Here is a 14096-nt window from a genome sequence, read left to right as displayed (position 1 = left end):
ACATCCCCCACCGGTATTTTTTCCATTAAGACCAGAAACAGACCGTAACACCTATTTTTGCGGCATTTCTCGTCTTCATTCATCTCATGTGGCACCTGTATTCCCTTCGCCACGCTAGAAAATCAACTCAGCCATTAACAGCGCCGTGCCGGGGATGGGTCAACCCTGACGTTCTTTACACCAGTCACAGGAGGTAATATGTCCAGCGCGAAACGCTTCCGTTTTACTAATCAGCTCATTAAATCCCTGCCCCCTAACACATCCGATGCACGCAGTACCGATGCCGAATACAGCGACACCGAGATTTCCGGCCTCAAGTGTCTGGTCAGCAGAAGAGAAGGTCGTAAAAAGTTTTTGCTACGCTACCTTTATCATGGACGAAAACGCGCCATCGCCATTGGTCACTGGCCTGAAGTGGACGTCAATCTTGCTCGTCAGATTGCCATAGAACACAAACGTTCCCTTGCCACCGGCACTGACCCTAAGCAGGAGCGTGAAAACAAGAGAATGGAGCTGACGTTCGATGAACTCTTTAATCAGCATTATCTGCCATGGGCAAAATCCGCTAAACGCAGTTGGGGAAAGGATGTTCAGCGCTACCGCGATCATATCCGTCCCGCCATTGGTCAGAGGCTGCTGAGCGATATCACACCAGCGAGCATTCTGCGCCTTCAGCAGACGTTAAGTACTTCCCTGTCAGCGGCTACCTGTAACCGTGTCATCGTACTCATTAAAGCCGTCTTTACATGGGCCGGAAGGCAAAGCATGACCTCTGTTCATCCGGCAAGGGTGGTACAGCTACTCAGGGAGAACAACGCCCGACAGCGTTATTTTACCGAGGACGAAATTCGTCGTATTTTTCTCTCCGCCGATAACGATACCAGCCCTGTAGCTGCCCGCTATGTCAAACTGCTGTTACTGACCGGCCTTCGTCGTGATGAGCTGCGTCTGGCTAAGTGGGAGCATGTTGACCCGGTTAAACGCACCCTGTGGCTCCCTGAAACCAAGAATGGCTATGGACGGATTGTTCACCTTAACTCACTGGCGATGGACGTAATCAGAACGCTGCCAACGCAGCGGGGAAATCCGTGGTTGTTTATTGGTAAAAAACAGGGAATGCCGCTGAGTAACCCGGTTAAAGCCTTTCAGCGTATCGTGCGTCGGGCGGGAATTTTCGACAAGGAAGTGTGTATTCATACCTGCCGCCATTCGGTTGCCGCCCTCATCGTGTCCTACGGCGGAACACTGTATGACGTTCAGGCTCAACTGGGGCACCGCAGCAGTCAGTCTTCACAACGGTATGCGCATCTTCATCCTCAGCGCTTACAGAACACCAGTCAGTTACTGGCGGAAAGGATAACGGCTCAGCTACCGTCCTTGTGATAACAGAAAAGCAGAGGCAAATGCCCCTGCTTTTTTTACTGTTCAGCCATCAGTCAGAACGGGATATTCTCATAAGCGGCCCCATATTCTTCATCCGGCACCCGGTTATCATCATATCTGTTATAGAGTTCACGAGCACACTCGCGCGCGTCTTTAATAGACATACGAGGGAACCTGCCGAGGGGTTCATAATAGCAGGCCCCTCTAAGCGTATAACGAGCCAGGAATTTAATCTGACCGTTGGCAATGACGGCCCGGAGCGCCGGCTCACTGCCATCGAAGATTTCACGAGAAATGTCGTGATACAGGCACTCCGCCAGTGTGTTAACCAGAGCGTAATCATTGAATGAGGTTTTTTCTTCATTTTCGCTGCTGATAGCGTGAGGAAAACCGTCATAGTACTGGTCTGATTCAAAAATCATACATCACCTTCTATTCGTTGTTATTCAGTCAAAATGGTTTTATTCAGGGTTAAAATTCGGTCATCACATTGCATTTCAGAAACGCTTTTTTGACCTGGTAGTAAGACTGCGCCATCGTCTTCAGCGCTCTTTTTTTATAGTGTCCGGCACTTTCGCCAAGCAGATAACCGGAACGCTCTAACGGTCTGGCCACATCAACGGTCTTAAGTCCCTTTTCAGAACAGAGCTTTTCAAACACCGATTCATAAATCAGGAAGTCGCCGGTTTTGTAATGGACGAATCCCCACATATCTCCCGGGCATCGGGCATGTTCGTCACGCAGGGTGATAAAGTGCCTGCTGCTTTTTGTCACCAGCGTCAGCTGAAGCTCCTCCAGCATGTTACGCACCGGGTTATACTGATTCTGGTTATCATCCAGCCAGCGTCGTGCAGCGGACATAACGGATTCAGCCACCGCATCGCTTTCGAAAGGTAAAAGGCCATATTTCAGCGCCTTCTCTCCTGCCAGCCATACCAGCGCAAATCTTTTCAGTCCGCGCCGCTGAACGCGGGTAATATCACGCCCCTCATCCCTCAGGGCCTCTTCCAGTGCGTTACAGCAGGCATCTGTCTGTTCCTGGAGCCAGGATGAAAACTCTGCGTAGGTGCGAAGACCGCCAGCCGTATTTTTCCCGGATAACAGTTTGCCGATAAATGCAGGCCCGGCATGACCATAAGCCTCTGCCAGCCCCGTCTTCAGTGCATCTGCACGGGCACGTGTTTCTGATACCGGTTCATCCGGTTTTTGAGCATCCTCAGGCAACAGTTCCATACTGATGGCCCTGTGCTCCTGCCCTCCCTGTAACACGGCTTTCTGTTCAGCCAGCTTTTCGGAGATTGACATCTCACCGGTGGAGAGAATAAACATGCGCCATTTAAACGGCTCATCTGCCGTCAGGCCACGGTTCAGGCGCTCTTTTGCCGTACCTGACGTAATGTTGTAAAGCAGTGAGGAAAGTTGCTTATGATTACTCGCACCCAGTTCATCGACGCAGGCGACCAGACCAGAATAGTCAGCGAGAAGGCGCTCCATCGCGTTAGGCGTGGTATTCCAGCGAATAATATTTACATTCCCCCCACTACCCGGCTCGCTGCCATCACCATGGACCGATGCAGCCAGCATCAGGAGAAGCGTTTTACCGGTGGTGGATACGCCGTGAAAATGAAACATGCCCACATCCATACCGGCAGGAACCAGAAGCATCGAAGCAAAGGACGCACTCAGCGCAAAGGTCTGCGCCCAGCCATGGACATTTTCCCGGATGAGGTTAATCCACTCCTCCAGAGCCCCACCTTTGTGCAGTCCGGGACGCACGCGGAATCCCGGCAGCAGATAATCAAACCCGGTCAGAGAGGTCACAACGGGCTCATAACCATGTAAAAAGGCCATATCCTCCGAAACGAATCCCATCGCATCTGCCATCAGATAGACAGGCAGCGGTAAACTCCGGCAGCGCTGAAGAAAACGGTCAAAAAGGGCAAACTGCTGTGGAGAGGAGCCAACACAAAATCCACGATCTGCCAGTTTGCCTACTACCTGAGCACCGCTCTGAACAATATCCTCAAAGCGCACCAGGGCCTTAACATACTTACCCAGCCCGTTACCGGTCATAAGGCGAATCCCAAGACTGGACTCCTTATCTTTCCCGCAAAACAGGGCGACAGGCACAACTGGCGTACCGCAAACCAGCACAGGTTTCTGTCCACCGATGAAGAAAAGGCCATCAGCCGTATTCACATAATGCCGTGGCAGCCCATCACTAATACCGAGTGAAGCGATATCATCTTCACCGACTTCAGTCTTTTCAGCACGCCTGATAATTGCCTCCGACATTTTGGTGAAATTTTTATCGCGGTCAGCAAAAACGCGAATACGCTTAATCCCGGAAACCTTAGGAACATTAGTTGTCACTTTTTTATTCATGTGTATTACCATCAAATTACGCCACCGTCAGAAAACGGGTGCATCAGAACCATAGTTAAAAACCATACCGTTGAGTGAAGGTTGTTATCCCATCGCCCGGTTAACGACTTCGTGGTAACGCGCGGGCGAACTGTGCACATATATTTCGGTTACTTTGATAGTGCTGTGACCCAATAAATCTTTGATGGTGTGAATGTCGGCCCCGCTCTCAATGAGCTTTGTCGCAAAGGTATGACGCATCTCATGGATGGTGAACGGTGGAATACCCGCAGCCTCACAAAGTCGTTTTTGCAGGCGACGTGGCTCAGCAACCGGATTGTCGGTTCCCTTGCCCGGAAATACCCAGCCTTCATCACCCAGATGCTGACGCTGTTCTGTCAGAAGAACGAAAGCCTTATCACATACCGGTACACGGCGTAGTTTGCCGTTTTTGGTATGGCGAAGGGTGATAACCTTGCGGCTCCAGTCCACATCTTCAAGACGAAGGTGACGGGTTTCCCCCAGACGCAGCCCCGTCAGGGCAAGGAACATGAGAAGAGTAAGGGCTTCATGATCGGGTTTACCATTACGCCAGCACTCACAGACTTCCATCCAGCGCTGAAGCTGGGAGTCATCCATGGCGCGGCGATCTGACGTCACTTCAGGCAGCGCTTTGATATAAAGCGCCGGAGAACGGCTGATGTATCCCATGCGTATAGCCCAGGTAAACACCGCTTTAATGAGCGCCAGATGGCGGTTGCGGGTGGCAGGCTTGAGATCGAGATTATGCAGATAGCTCAGAATATCTGCCTCCGTCATACCTGCCAGCTTTTTGGCACCGAGAAGAGGGCGCAGGTATTTACGGATCTTAGAAAGATCGGTGTTAGCTGAACGCTTAACGCCTGTGCTGAGTACGCTTTTCTCATACTCATCCACAAGCTCATTAAACGTCATTTTACTGTGAGTAAGAAAACGCTCACCATAAGTCTCAACGGAAGCCTTAAGCTCCTGAATTATTTTAAAGGCATGCTCCCTTGCGTTATTAATGGAAAATTCAGGGTAACTTCCTACGGAAACGTAAACATTCTTTCCGCGAATACTTTTGCGGACAATAAACTTAATGCGTCCGGATGAGTGGAATATAGCCTTAAGCCCGGTACATTTTGTATCGCTGGCTTCGATAGTCCGGCCAGTTTGTATTGCACGGGTTTTACACTCATCAAAAAAAGCTTTAGTGAATGCCTCTCTTTGATTCTTTGGGCTGCGATGTCGGGCCATTGGTTCAACACAGCAATCATCAACGTCAACGCTGGTTTTGATGTTTTGCGCTGACTTACAAAAGCGACCATCCACAGAATCAACATCATTCTGTTTCATTGTCAGCGTTATTAGGTTTAAAGAACTATCGGGTTTCATAATGCATACATCTCGCTCAATTAATACAAATTAAGGGTATTGAGTTAGATGCTGGCCAGCACATGAAGCGAATAGTATTGGCAGAAATACTGAAGTGCAAATCACCGACTCTGACATTTTGGTGAGAAAAGCACGCGTTAAAGAGGCCTGTTTGCCCCCTTAATCTCCTGAAAGTGCCACTCCCCCACTTTCAGGCCTGAACGTCGTTTCTCTCCATAAAGAATATCGATTATGGGGTGTTGCTTGTTTTTTGAACTATTTAAGGCGTTTTGTGATTGAGAAAATAAGTAAGAAAATCAATAGCAATTGTGCGCAAGCGTTCTCTCATTTTCAGTTAAAACAGCTCATGCTAATTTCTTTATAAAACGCTTAAAATCTAAAAAAAACGGGATTTAACGCCAGCCCACCACTAAATTTAAGGACATAATCCAAAATAAGCAAACAACGTAAAAAAAATGTAACTAAAAGTCATTTGAAAACATATTATCAATATGAATCAATTAGTTATGGAGATAATCATGTTTAAACTCACGACTCCCACCAGTATTCCCCTTCTCAACCTGCCCGCCTCCGCACTGGTGGCCCTCAGCAATGAAATCCTTGGCCCTGTCGATGATATCGACCTGTTTACCGATTTCTGGAACGAAACGGGAACCCTGCTCTGGCATCTCAACCACGATGACACGCTCCCCGAAGACCCGCTGCTGGCAGTCGCACTGGCTAACCCGGAATACGTCACCGCACTTGATGATGGCTGGTATCTCCTGCTCGGTATCGTCTGCGATGACGGACAGGGTATCTATCTGGTGTTCCCGGAAACAACCGTTATCCCGCAGCTACAGAACCTGATTGAGGCACTGAACCATGAGTAAGAAAAAAATCGCTACCGAAGCCGCCGTCACCGAAAGCTATACCGTGTTCTACAGTGGGGACGCCGAGAAAATCAGCCCCCACAGTAAGGGGCTGCTGACGTATGAGCTGGGTAAGGAGGGTGATACCGGAAGCCTTGCCCTGCGCTTAACCGCCAATGGCGAAGGAGGCCTGTTCTCCCGTGAATGGATAACGCTTGATGCGATTCACGCCATTCTTGAACAGCAGCAGGACAGCTTTCCGTCGCGTGTGTTTCGACCACTATTTGGTCAGGGCAGCACCAACAACGCCGGGTTTCTTGCCGCCGTACTCAGAAGTCCGGATATCTGCCTTATCGAAGCGGACAGCAGCAGACTCTTTATGCACCGCTGCTATGCCGACTGGCAGCATCGTATGACGCAGCTTGCTACGCTCAGCCAGGACTAACCCCGCTTTTTCTGTGTTCTGTTAACCAAAAATCAGGAAATTCACTATGTCATCACCCGTAATATTGCAGGGCGGCTATGTGCTGCCTCTCTCCCGGTCGTTCACCCAACTGCTTCTGGATATCCTCGCGCAAAAACCGCCTCATCGTCACCCCATCACCGGATTAACCATTAACTTCCGTGACCCTGAATACTCACCGGAAAAGGGCGGCTGGCATCCGGTCGAAATACGCCTCATCCCTGCCGGAGAAGACTGGCAGCTCGATTACGTCACCGATTTTCACTATGCAGGGCATCCATGGCCTGAGCTTGAAAAAGATGTCGATGTGAGCTGGACGCAACAATACACGTGGCTTTCCCGTTGTGGCGATATCTCTCATGTCGACGCCCGTGAGTTCTGGTCGCTATGGGAAAGTAACTTTATGGCTTACCACGATATGGGGGTTTTCACGGTCCGTACGTTGTGGGAAAGCTGAGTGTTCACAACGTTTCCCCCGCATCCCCCCTCTCCCCCGTAGTAAGGAACTGAATGTTATGTACCGGCTTCTGCTGCTGAACTTCGTGGATTCATTTATCGATAACTGCATTCTCTCCTGCGTCGATGAACCGGCTTACGGTGGTATCGTGCAGTGCGAACTGCTTTTTGGCCTTGCCGCACACAGCGGTATCTATGTGGGTAACGGCGATATTGTTCATCTTGATGGCGATGGAACCGTTATCAAAAGTAAGGCCAAAGGGTTTCTTGACCGGCTCGATGGCTGGAACTCCGCTATCTCGGTGTATACCGACTGTATGGATTTGACGCCTCAGGGTTGTGCGCAGGCCGCTGAACGGGCAAAGGCGGCAGTGGGTCAGCGCTATCCTTATAGCCTGCTCGACTTTAACTGCCACCGGTTTACTGCCCGCTGCGTTACCGGCGATTCGTGCCCTGATATCTGGCTTGCCAGACACCTCGATTCTTTTCAGAAAGGGGACCGATGGCGCGTATGGCAACGATGAAAGCCAGCCGTTGCAGGCAACGTGTCACCGGACAGGGAGAACGGCTTATCCGACTGACCATGGCCCTGTTTTACGGTCAGACAATATCTGTTCGCTACATCATCCGGCAGTTTGACGTGTCTCCCCGTACAGCAAGACGGGACCTCACCCATCTGGCCTTTGTGCTGGAATCCGCTGGCCCTCACCTCTGGCGACTGGCTCCCTCGCTGAAACCCTGACTTTTTTCTCTGCCGGACATCTCCTGACCACCCCGTATGGCAGGCTGTCTCCGCTTTTCAATCCATAAGGGAACATGATGAAAATTTTAAAACTGTTAACCGCCACAATTCTGCTTTCCGCCTTCAGCCACAGCGCGTTCGCCGACGAGCAGGCTGACGCTCAGATGATAACCAACTCGACCTTCTGCGCGATGTACTCCACCCGCCTGACCCAGACCAGTGACAGCGGCCTTCAGGTAAAAGGCGTCAATCTCAATGCCCGCTTCAACGGACCGGTATTCAACAGGGTACTTCAGGTGATGAACAAAACCTATGGCAGAACCTGGCTCGAATCAAATGCCCGTAACGGCAGCATGACCGCCATGCAGCTTTCGCAGTCGGAGCTGCTCTATAACCCGGAATATGCCCGGCAGTGCGATGCTTTTGCGGATAAAGTGGAAAAGGAATGGCGCGGAAAGTAATCCCGACGCGTTATACCTCCATCCGGTGAACAGAAACCTGCTTTCGGGCAGGTTTTTTTTTACTTTTTCTTGATCAGCCGGACACGTCCTGTCCGGGGGGAGTAATTAAACTGTCAGGTCCAATATCCGCTATGAGGTGAAATATGGCTACCTACCGACACGACCCTGACCTTGAGTTTCTGCGCCACTGCCATCGTGACGATCTGGATTTACTGGTTTCTGTGCTTATCTGCGATCCGAAAGACGGACTGGCACGCATCACGGAAACGCTGACCTATGATCCTCAGTATAAAAAACACAAGCCCAACCACCCGCGCTACTGGGATGCCATTGCCGCCGAGGTTCAGACGTTTGGGGCGAACAGCTTTGCCACGCTGCTCCGGTGGGGGAAAGGGGTGCTGTACCGGGAAATTCTCACCGATGCCTGCGATAAAATGAAGGTGAACTACAACAACAAATCCAGCGTTGAAACCATTGAAATGAATCTGCTGATGAAGATCCTGGAGAAAAGCCTTGAGAAGATGACGCCCGATCAGCTAAAGACCGTGGCGGAAGAATTGCAGACAGGCTACAGCAACCCCACGCCGGAGTTGCTGACCATGGCAATCCAGGCGGGGATAAAAACATCCGGGTTTGCGGCCTATCAGATGGCACTTGTTGTCACAAATGGTGTGGCGAAAGCCCTGTTAGGCAGAGGGCTGACCGTTGCAGGAAATGCCATGCTGACACGTACCATGGGCGCTTTTGCAGGTCCCGTGGGCTGGGTGCTCAGTTCTCTCTGGCTGCTGATAGATTTAGCCGGTCCCGCATACCGGGTGACGTTACCATCCTGTATTTTTATTGCCTACATGCGCCAGAAGCATCTTTATTCACCTGAGAGTACTGACGTTTAACACTTAGCATTTAAGGTTTTCAGGCTTTAAAAAACATCAGAGGGCGGACAAATCCTGTCCGCTACTGCTGGCATCATTTCCCGGCTAAATTCGGGAACGATGTATGACGCTGATAACACAAGAAAACGAACATGACAGACTGGCAACCCGCCTTTCCATCATCCTGAGCCGTTTGTTTCAGGGTGAAAAGCTACATATTGGAACACTGGCAGAAGAATTTGGGGTGACGACGCGTACGCTGCGACGGGATTTCAACGTCCGTCTGACGTACCTTGATATTGAACAGAGCAACGGCGTGTATCAGCTTGCCTCCCATTACTTTCGTCGCCGCACGGAACGGGATATGAAGATACTGGCGAGACTGCTGCATCTTGACCGTCTGTTACCCGCGATGGATGCCAAACTGCTGAGCCTTCTGCTTGACGGGGAGCACCCTTCACCCTACAGGATTATGCTCCCGGAGCCGCGCCAGAAACCCACGCTCTTTGGGGATTTCAGCAGACTGACGCTCGCCATACTTAACCAGACCCAGGTACGTATCAAAACCGATAAAAACGTCAGCCATACCGTTCATCCCTATCGCCTGCTTTGCAGCCATGCGGAGTGGTTTCTTGCCGGGTGTACGTCACCGGGCGTGTTCGTTATCTCCCTGTCCCGAATCAGGCTGGTTGAGGTATTACCGGATACAATCTTTGAAATCGATAATGCGCTCATTTCGCTGATTGAACAGTCTGAATTTATGGAAGCGTTACCCCACATGAACATTATTCATCAGATAATGCATTACGGGAGCAAACAGACGAATAATCGTAATTAAAATCACAACATATTATTAGTGATGATTAAATCACATTAACATGATAAGTGAGAAAGTTATGATTATTGATAAAGAATACGCACTTGTAGATGCAACAGCAAGACTTAACACTGACCTGAGGGATTATGAAATTGAAATAAATAAGGCTGCCAGCGTAACGTTTGGCAATGACCTGACAGACATAACGGTATACCAGTTCAGTTTTATCATCAGTATCAGGGCAGACGGTGAAAAAATAAAGCACGGCCTTCTTGTTAACTTCGGTAAAAATATAGCAAGACAGGTTTCATCACTTTGTGCATCCGCAATGCGCGTCTACCCGAATGAAAAACACAAACCGAGCCGTCAGCTTTTCCATTGCATAAATTAGTTTGTGCAAAGACTGTACTACCGACACGTATTAAATTAAAATAGGCCAGCTAATATAACATATGAGGTTTATGATGGCTGGCCAGTATGAAAAAGCAATAACGATAAAACAAGCGATAGATTCGATTAATTTACGCCACTATCTTCTGCCTGCAATTCAGAGGAAGTTCGTCTGGAGCAGCAGTCAGATATGTCTGCTGTTTGATTCCATCATGCGAGACTACCCGATAAACTCTTTCATGATGTGGGGGTAGTGCATCCAATTAGTAGAACATGTATTTTTCGATAAAAGCTCCGATGACTTTTTCGTGGACCTCAACTGAGCGTGAGAAGCAGATTGTTTTACGAGCCAACCGCTTAATGCGGGTGCGGAGCGTCAGGTTATTACGCTCAATACGTTGGGTGAATATCTTGCCGGTCAGATGCTTATCCTTCGGCACCTCCCGGCCATAGCTACCCCAGTCGTCGCTGGTGATCATGCCGATGGTGAAGGGCTCCAGTAACGCCAGCAGTTCACGGCAGGTTTCATCGGTTCGTGGACCAAAAGTATAGGCCAGTACACCGCCTGTTTTGGTGTTGTACGCGTACCAGAGCCAGTGCTGCCGGGCTTTACTGCCAACGAAGCTCCATTGCTCATCGAGTTCACAGATAAGTGCCACATCAGCATGGGCAACGGGCGAAGAGGTTATTCGCTTTGGCGCGAGTTTTTTAAAGTCCGGATGACGGTGTTAATGCCAATCTTCAGTGTTCTGGCAGTATCGCGAACCCCGGCACCGTTGAAGGCCATTTCGGTTATCTGCTCTTTAACGCCCGGCTTACGGGCCTCATAAGCGTAAGTGAGCTGAAACACGCGGTGGCAGTTACGGCAGCGAAATCTGTCATGACCTTTAGGGTTCTGACCATGGCGGTAAACCTGAGGAGACTGACAACGGGGACAATGGACGTTAACGCTGGGCATGAGAGAACCTCAAAAGCCCGCATTATACATCAGATTCAACCAATTAGAGGCATCACCAAAGAAAGTTCGACAATGTCAACCACCAATCAATAGGATTATCCTATTTTTTTAAATTAAACAATAGGTTATGAGGGCGTATTTTTTAAGAAAAATACGATTCCAGCATGGGATAATAAATTAAAATTTTGTTTTTTTTGGATTAGGGAGTCAATATGTCTGAGGGAGTTTCTAAAAAGTTCAAATATGAAATTATTGCAATTCTGAGAGATGAACTCAGGATTCAATCTGAATTGTACTTCTATTGTAATGGTATAAAACACCAGTCGACACTAAAAAAAGTAGAAGGTAATTTTTTCTATATAAAACCATCCACCTATTATCCAGATCTTCCTAAAGAGAGCATTTTTTATTTTATCATCCACAGTCCATTAGGGAAAATAGAATTCGCAACCAACAATCGAATCACTGACAAAAGAAATTCAAACAATCTTCTATGCTTCATTATTCCTGAATCATTATCAATACTACAACGAAGGACATCACCAAGAATTAACGTTAGGTACGAAAGTCAGTTTTATTGCTCTGGAAGATACAGAAGTGGCACTATTTATAAATATCACTTGAATGATATATCAGAAGGTGGTTGCTCGTTTATATACCCGGAACCTTTGCATAGTTTTATTAGAAGTGGAAATAAACTTGAAAACTCAGAGTTAAATCTTGGGGAGTACGGACGAATCCTTGTTAATTTAAAAATAAAACATATATCCGAAACAAATAACCACAAACAATGTGATACAACAAACTTCAGGGTATCTTGCATGTTTTATTACGAAAGTGAAGAAAAAAAAGAGGAAATAGAAGAAATAATTATCAAATTGATAATTGATAGAAAAATAAAAAACAGGCGATCCTTGGCTTAATTCACCTGACAAAATAAAATTTCAAAAAAACACAATCACTTTAACCTAAATCAACATTAATGCAATAGTACGCAAGATGTTTTTATGATAAAGATAATCAACAGGAAATTTTAACCCATTGGAAAACATATTGCTTTATACTGACGACAATATCATCGGACAATCAATCCACGATTATATGGTTGATAACGAAAAAAACATCACCACCCTTAACTTCCAGGATATGGTTAAGGGAGTCATCACACCATCGACCACTACCGTTATTATCAACACTATCCATAAGGATATATCTGCAGCCACAACTGTCGCATTGCTTAACTCCCTGCGCAAGCGTCTTACGCACTGCGCGTTGCTGGTTTTAATTGTAAAAAGTGACCTCTCCAGACTGTTTCGGGAGTTGCTTGATATTGATAATTTATTGATTTTGAATGATGAATCATCTTTATCAGATTTCTCTGCCATCATCAACAGACCTTTAACCGCCGATGGCTGTCAGGGATTATGTACCCGGCGTACGCTAACCTCCAGGGAACTTCAGGTTCTGGAGTTAATCATTGCCTGCAACAACAATAAAAGAATCGCATTACTCCTCGATATTGATCACAAAACGGTACACAGCCATAAGGTACATATTATGAAGAAGCTGGGGATGAATAACTCACGGATAATGAATAAAAGGATAGTCAATATGTATCGGTGCTGAAGCCAAAAATATGTGGGTGACCAATCAAAAGCCGCTAATTCATTGGCAACCTTCCTTTAATAATCATTCCCATCGACACAAACCTCACCTATAATAATATTATCTTCTCTTTACCTTCGGCCTGATTTTTGACGAGAGATAATGAATGCGACGCTATTTTCCAATCATAACTTATCACGTAACGATATATCCGTTCGTTATGTCTTTCAAAAGATGTTTTCCCCAAAAGGTACGCTCGTCGGGCTTTGTTGAATAAATAAGATTTCGTGCGAACGACCCTGTAGCTGGCTGGATTTTCAGGCAATACGCACGCTTTCTGGCATCCCAGCCTTTGTCATCCTGTTCAACGCACGCACCATGGCCATAGCTTCCGCTACCTGACCATCGTAGTCACGCAGCGTCAGTGAATCTCCCAACAACTGCTTCATTCTGTACATTGCCGTTTCCGCTATCGAGCGACGGTTATATTCCGTTGTCCATTTCCACCGTGCATTGCTTCCGCTCAGCCGCTGATTAGCAACGGCACGGTTGCGGTCTGCGTACTCACCGGGCCAGTAACCTGCTCCTTTTCGGGGAGGAATAAGCGCGCTGATTTTTTTGCGGCGCAGTTCATCGTGACAGAGCCGGGTATCGTAAGCCCCGTCTGCCGCGGCTGCCCTGATTTTTCTGTGAGTCTGCCGGATAAGGCCCGGGAAGGCTTCTGAGTCCGTGACGTTATTCAGCGACAGGTCTGCACAGACAACTTCATGTGTGTTGCTGTCAACAGCAAGATGCAACTTTCGCCAGATACGACGGCGCTCTTTGCCGTGCTTTCTGACTTTCCATTCGCCTTCACCAAAGACCTTCAGCCCGGTGGAATCAATCACCAGGTGTGCGATTTCACCCCGGGTGGACGTTTTGAAACTGACATTAACCGACTTTGCCCGCTTACTGACACTGGTGTAATCCGGGCAGCGCAACGGAACGTTCATCAGGGCAAAAATGGAATCAATAAAACCCTGCGCAGCCCGCAGGGTCAGCCGGAATACGCGTTTAATCACCAGAACGGTGGTGATGGCGAGATCAGAATAGCGCTGGGGCCTTCCTCGTGATGAAGGCGTTGCCGACTCATACCAGGCCTGAATCGCCTCATCATCCAGCCAGAAAGTGAGGGAGCCACGGTTGATGAGAGCTTTGTTGTAGGTGGACCAGTTGGTGATTCTGAACTTTTGCTTTGCCACGGAATGGTCTGTGTTGTCGGGAGGATGCGTGATCTGATCCTTCAACTCAGCAAAAGTTCGATTTATTCAACAAAGCC

At 48.2% G+C, this 14096-nt stretch carries 19 protein-coding genes and 1 pseudogene; 14 read left to right on the top strand and 6 right to left on the bottom strand.

The window, feature by feature from the left end; all coding sequences use genetic code 11:
- Positions 1–198 precede the first annotated feature (198 nt).
- The gene (locus tag OGW13_RS14710; protein WP_266072310.1) at positions 199–1383 is read left to right on the top strand and encodes a tyrosine-type recombinase/integrase; all 1185 of its coding nucleotides are present in this window, start codon (positions 199–201) and stop codon (positions 1381–1383) included.
- Between the two features lie 53 nt (positions 1384–1436).
- Here OGW13_RS14710 and OGW13_RS14705 read toward each other — a convergent pair whose 3' ends face one another.
- From OGW13_RS14705 to OGW13_RS14690, 4 genes are all read right to left on the bottom strand, one after another.
- On the bottom strand, positions 1437–1805 hold the full coding sequence (locus OGW13_RS14705) for an Arm DNA-binding domain-containing protein (protein WP_248188627.1): 369 nt from the start codon (positions 1803–1805) through the stop codon (positions 1437–1439).
- A 49-nt stretch (positions 1806–1854) separates the two neighbouring features.
- Positions 1855–3768 carry a DUF927 domain-containing protein gene (locus tag OGW13_RS14700; protein WP_266072294.1) on the bottom strand — a complete coding sequence of 638 codons (1914 nt, stop codon included), beginning with the start codon at positions 3766–3768 and terminating at the stop codon, positions 1855–1857.
- A gap of 84 nt (positions 3769–3852) precedes the next feature.
- Complete coding sequence (locus OGW13_RS14695) at positions 3853–4683, bottom strand: tyrosine-type recombinase/integrase (RefSeq protein WP_287116244.1); 831 nt, start codon at positions 4681–4683, stop codon at positions 3853–3855.
- A 131-nt stretch (positions 4684–4814) separates the two neighbouring features.
- Entirely contained in the window at positions 4815–5114 is a 300-nt protein-coding gene (locus OGW13_RS14690) for a hypothetical protein (protein WP_249417253.1), read from the bottom strand.
- A 567-nt stretch (positions 5115–5681) separates the two neighbouring features.
- Between OGW13_RS14690 and OGW13_RS14685 the strand changes: the two genes are divergently transcribed.
- The 10 genes from OGW13_RS14685 (at position 5682) to OGW13_RS14640 (ending at position 10469) form a co-directional block, all read left to right on the top strand.
- Complete coding sequence (locus OGW13_RS14685; RefSeq protein ID WP_136088100.1) at positions 5682–6035, top strand: hypothetical protein; 354 nt, start codon at positions 5682–5684, stop codon at positions 6033–6035.
- Entirely contained in the window at positions 6028–6459 is a 432-nt protein-coding gene (locus OGW13_RS14680) for a hypothetical protein (RefSeq protein WP_136088099.1), read from the top strand. The genes OGW13_RS14685 and OGW13_RS14680 overlap by 8 nt, the downstream gene beginning before the upstream one ends.
- 46 nt (positions 6460–6505) lie before the next feature.
- Positions 6506–6934, top strand: a complete 429-nt coding sequence (locus OGW13_RS14675) for a DUF2787 family protein (protein ID WP_049012548.1) — start codon at positions 6506–6508, stop codon at positions 6932–6934.
- 58 nt (positions 6935–6992) lie between these two features.
- The gene (locus tag OGW13_RS14670; protein ID WP_023293479.1) at positions 6993–7457 is read left to right on the top strand and encodes a lecithin retinol acyltransferase family protein; all 465 of its coding nucleotides are present in this window, start codon (positions 6993–6995) and stop codon (positions 7455–7457) included.
- Entirely contained in the window at positions 7436–7675 is a 240-nt protein-coding gene (locus OGW13_RS14665) for a DeoR family transcriptional regulator (protein ID WP_071977973.1), read from the top strand. Before OGW13_RS14670 ends, OGW13_RS14665 begins: the two co-directional genes overlap by 22 nt.
- 74 nt (positions 7676–7749) lie before the next feature.
- Positions 7750–8136 carry a hypothetical protein gene (locus tag OGW13_RS14660; protein ID WP_223349776.1) on the top strand — a complete coding sequence of 129 codons (387 nt, stop codon included), beginning with the start codon at positions 7750–7752 and terminating at the stop codon, positions 8134–8136.
- A gap of 143 nt (positions 8137–8279) precedes the next feature.
- Positions 8280–9029 carry a YaaW family protein gene (locus OGW13_RS14655; protein WP_136088098.1) on the top strand — a complete coding sequence of 250 codons (750 nt, stop codon included), beginning with the start codon at positions 8280–8282 and terminating at the stop codon, positions 9027–9029.
- A gap of 103 nt (positions 9030–9132) precedes the next feature.
- Positions 9133–9846, top strand: coding sequence for a DeoR family transcriptional regulator (locus OGW13_RS14650; RefSeq protein WP_136088097.1), 714 nt, complete (start codon positions 9133–9135; stop codon positions 9844–9846).
- A 58-nt stretch (positions 9847–9904) separates the two neighbouring features.
- Positions 9905–10216, top strand: a complete 312-nt coding sequence (locus tag OGW13_RS14645; protein ID WP_114213009.1) for a hypothetical protein — start codon at positions 9905–9907, stop codon at positions 10214–10216.
- Positions 10217–10277: 61 nt separating this feature from the next.
- Positions 10278–10469: a DUF262 domain-containing protein gene (locus OGW13_RS14640; RefSeq protein WP_305955580.1), complete on the top strand. Its 192-nt coding sequence runs from the start codon at positions 10278–10280 to the stop codon at positions 10467–10469.
- A 9-nt stretch (positions 10470–10478) separates the two neighbouring features.
- Here the strand turns inward: OGW13_RS14640 and OGW13_RS14635 are convergent.
- Positions 10479–11173 (bottom strand): IS1 family transposase gene (locus OGW13_RS14635; RefSeq protein ID WP_114213008.1). Its coding sequence is split into 2 segments (ribosomal slippage): positions 10479–10927 and positions 10927–11173, totalling 696 coding nucleotides; the frame shifts between segments, so codons are not numbered across the junction.
- Between the two features lie 212 nt (positions 11174–11385).
- Between OGW13_RS14635 and OGW13_RS14630 the strand changes: the two genes are divergently transcribed.
- The 3 genes and pseudogenes from OGW13_RS14630 to OGW13_RS14620 form a co-directional block, all read left to right on the top strand.
- Positions 11386–12096 (top strand): flagellar brake protein, encoded by a 711-nt coding sequence (locus OGW13_RS14630; RefSeq protein ID WP_114213007.1) that lies wholly within the window; start codon positions 11386–11388, stop codon positions 12094–12096.
- A gap of 118 nt (positions 12097–12214) precedes the next feature.
- Positions 12215–12799 (top strand): helix-turn-helix transcriptional regulator, encoded by a 585-nt coding sequence (locus OGW13_RS14625; protein ID WP_114213006.1) that lies wholly within the window; start codon positions 12215–12217, stop codon positions 12797–12799.
- Between the two features lie 141 nt (positions 12800–12940).
- Positions 12941–13045, top strand: a pseudogene (locus tag OGW13_RS14620) (EAL domain-containing protein); the annotation flags it as partial.
- A gap of 50 nt (positions 13046–13095) precedes the next feature.
- Here OGW13_RS14620 and OGW13_RS14615 read toward each other — a convergent pair.
- On the bottom strand, positions 13096–14064 hold the full coding sequence (locus tag OGW13_RS14615; protein WP_000654811.1) for an IS5 family transposase: 969 nt from the start codon (positions 14062–14064) through the stop codon (positions 13096–13098).
- Positions 14065–14096 lie beyond the last annotated feature (32 nt).

Source organism: Citrobacter sp. Ca225, from assembly GCF_030337175.1.
Lineage (GTDB): Bacteria > Pseudomonadota > Gammaproteobacteria > Enterobacterales > Enterobacteriaceae > Citrobacter_A > Citrobacter_A amalonaticus.
The sequence above is the reverse complement of the archived record's forward strand: the minus strand, read 5'-3'. Positions and strand labels throughout refer to the sequence as shown.